This window comes from Mesorhizobium sp. M7A.T.Ca.US.000.02.2.1, assembly GCF_003996995.1.
Classification (GTDB): Bacteria; Pseudomonadota; Alphaproteobacteria; order Rhizobiales; family Rhizobiaceae; genus Mesorhizobium.
Genome location: NZ_RZTT01000654.1, coordinates 1 through 2,211 on the forward strand (window position 1 = coordinate 1; position 2,211 = coordinate 2,211).

Annotated in this window: 4 protein-coding genes; 1 reads left to right on the top strand and 3 read right to left on the bottom strand. The window is 61.1% G+C overall.

What is annotated here, in order from left to right:
- Window positions 1–210: diguanylate cyclase (locus EOD15_RS33100; RefSeq protein ID WP_127409232.1), on the top strand; the 210-nt coding region annotated here is incomplete at its 5' end.
- Between the two features lie 49 nt (window positions 211–259).
- Here the strand turns inward: EOD15_RS33100 and EOD15_RS33105 are convergent.
- The 3 genes from EOD15_RS33105 to urtD form a co-directional block, all read right to left on the bottom strand.
- Window positions 260–436, bottom strand: a complete 177-nt coding sequence (locus EOD15_RS33105) for a hypothetical protein (RefSeq protein ID WP_081738697.1) — start codon at window positions 434–436, stop codon at window positions 260–262.
- Window positions 437–707: 271 nt separating this feature from the next.
- Window positions 708–1,403 carry an urea ABC transporter ATP-binding subunit UrtE gene (urtE, locus tag EOD15_RS33110; RefSeq protein ID WP_023813006.1) on the bottom strand — a complete coding sequence of 232 codons (696 nt, stop codon included), beginning with the start codon at window positions 1,401–1,403 and terminating at the stop codon, window positions 708–710.
- Between the two features lie 69 nt (window positions 1,404–1,472).
- Window positions 1,473–2,211 (bottom strand): urea ABC transporter ATP-binding protein UrtD (gene urtD, locus EOD15_RS33115; protein WP_127409233.1); only part of this gene is annotated, 739 nt, incomplete at its 5' end.

Here is a 2,211-nt window from a genome sequence, read left to right on the forward strand (position 1 = left end):
GCCGAGGCCATCCGGGCAGCTTTCGCCGCGCACCGCATCGAAACCGAGACAGGCTCGCTGATATGCACGGTCAGTGCCGGATTTGCTTTCGGCACCAAGGAAGGCCTCGGCTTCGACAAGGTGCTCAATGCCGCCGACAAGGCGCTCTACGACGCCAAGCGCGCCGGCCGAAACCGCGTCACCGCCTCTCCGCTCAGGCGCGCAGGCTGATCGCGTGTGTCAACACCGGCCTCTGATCGTGGCGAGACGAATGCGGCTCCTAGGCCGCCATGACAATCTCATTGAAGGTATCGAGATCGACATAGAAGACCTTGGTGATCTCCTCGATCAGATCGTCGTAATCGCAGCCCTGTGATCTCAAGATGTTGATGGCAGCGATGATATCGACCCGTTCGATAAGCCGCCGCTTCTGGTAATCCTCGACGTAACGTTCCATGGCTGTCCCTTAGCCTGTGTGCCCAAACGCGTTTGAACGACAGAGATCGCAGGAGGGAAGCTAGGCAGCCTTGCTTGCGTGAAACTTGCCCGGCATTGGCCGTGCTCCTCGATCTGCGATAAACCAGACTGGTACGGAAGCGGCCGACTCACAAAAGCCTAGGAAAAGACTAGCACGCAGTTGCCGATGCACCAGAGACGCTGGCGCAGGGCCGGAGAAATACTGGACTTGCCAAGGACTTCGGATCGTCAACTGAAGTGCGTTGGCGATTCTAGACCGTCAGGAACTTCCTGACATCAGCACGGTCCAGATCTTCCGCCGGACCGGTATGGACAATCACGCCACGGTCCATGATGTTGACCTCGTCGGCCAACTCGCGGCAGAAATCGAGATATTGTTCGACCAGAAGCACGGCGATGCCGGCCTGGTCACGCAGGTAGCGGATGGCGCGGCCGATGTCCTTGATGATCGAAGGCTGTATGCCCTCGGTCGGCTCGTCGAGCACCAGCAGTTTCGGCCGCATCACCAGCGCCCGTCCGATGGCGAGCTGCTGCTGCTGGCCGCCGGAAAGATCACCGCCGCGGCGGCCGAGCATCTGCTTCAGCACCGGGAACAATTCGAAGACATGCGCCGGAATGTTGCGGTCGGCCCGTTTCAGCGGCGCAAAGCCTGATTCCAGGTTCTCCCGCACGGTGAGCAGCGGAAAGACCTCCCTGCCCTGCGGTACGAATGCGATGCCCGACCGGGCGCGGTCATACGCCGCGCTCCGGTCGAGCGCCTTCCCCTCGAAGGCAACGCTTCCGCTCGTCAGCCGGTGGTGGCCGACGATCGATCTCATCAAACTGGTCTTGCCGACGCCGTTGCGGCCGAGCACGCAGGTGATCTTGCCGGCGCCCGCCTTCAGCGACACGCCGCGCAGTGCCTGGGCGGCGCCGTAGTGCAGCGTGGCATTGGAAACTTCGAGCATGTCAGCGCCTTTTCCAGAACCGCAGAAACGACAGATCGAAATGATGGAACTGCACCCGCCAGACCATGCTCATCTCCCCAGATAGACTTCGACGACACGCTCGTCGGCCGACACGAAATCGAGTGTGCCTTCCGAGAGCACCGAGCCCTCATGCAGGCAGGTGACCTTGACGCCGAGCTCGCGCACGAAATGCATGTCATGCTCGACGACGATGACCGAATGGTCGCGGGCGATGTCCTTGAGCAGACGAGCGGTTTCCTCGGTCTCGGCATCGGTCATGCCGGCGACCGGTTCGTCGACCAGAAGCAGTTTCGGGTCCTGTGCCAGGAGCATGCCGATCTCGAGCCACTGCTTTTGTCCATGGCTCAGATTGGCCGCCAGTTCGTCACGCTTGTCGCCAAGCCGGATGATGCCGAGGATGTCATCGATCTGCCGCGTCTCGGCGGTCGAGCGGCGATGGAACAGCGCCGGGAAGATCGAGCGCGGTCCCTTCAGCGCCAACATCAGGTTTTCCTCGATCGTGTGGCTTTCGAACACGGTCGGCTTCTGAAACTTGCGGCCGATGCCCATCATGGCGATTTCGGCCTCGTCATGCTTGGTCAGATCGACCTGGCCGTCGAAGAACACATCGCCTTCGTCGGGCCGCGTCTTGCCGGTGACAATGTCCATCATCGTCGTCTTGCCGGCGCCGTTGGGGCCGATGATGGCGCGCATCTCGCCCTTGTCGAGCACCAGCGACAAATTGTTGATGGCGCGAAAACCATCGAAGGAGACCGAGACGCCGTCGAGATAAAGGATCGTGTTCGAC

Bases quoted from the DNA above. Each gene is read 5' to 3' on its own strand.
- EOD15_RS33105 (WP_081738697.1), bottom strand. From the start codon at position 436: ATGGAACGTTACGTCGAGGATTACCAGAAGCGGCGGCTTATCGAACGG.
- urtE (WP_023813006.1), bottom strand. From the start codon at position 1,403: ATGCTCGAAGTTTCCAATGCCACGCTGCACTACGGCGCCGCCCAGGCA.